Below are 240 nucleotides of genomic sequence, written 5' to 3'. Positions count from 1 at the left end.
CGGCGGGCACCGCGGCCTGCATCATGGTGTCCCGATAGATCGAGCTGATGTTGTCCGACGCGCCGGAGAGCGCGAGCGCCACGCAGGCGGCGACGATGAGCAGGACGTGCGGCCGGTCCTCACCGGCGGGCGACGCGGAGAGCGCGCCGATCAGGAGGACGACGCCGAACAGGGCGATCGCGGCGCCGTAGGCCACGATGGCACGGGCGATCCCACGACCGTGCCACCGGTACTGCACCA

Annotated in this window: 1 pseudogene; it reads right to left on the bottom strand. The window is 72.1% G+C overall.

The annotated features are described in order from the left end of the window. A pseudogene (locus KVS71_RS18480) lies at window positions 1-240 on the bottom strand (MFS transporter); the annotation flags it as partial.

The sequence above is a fragment of the Microbacterium sp. GbtcB4 genome, from assembly GCF_019091465.1.
Lineage (GTDB): Bacteria > Actinomycetota > Actinomycetes > Actinomycetales > Microbacteriaceae > Microbacterium > Microbacterium paraoxydans.
Note: the sequence above shows the minus strand (reverse complement) of the source record. Positions and strands in the feature narration are given on the sequence as shown.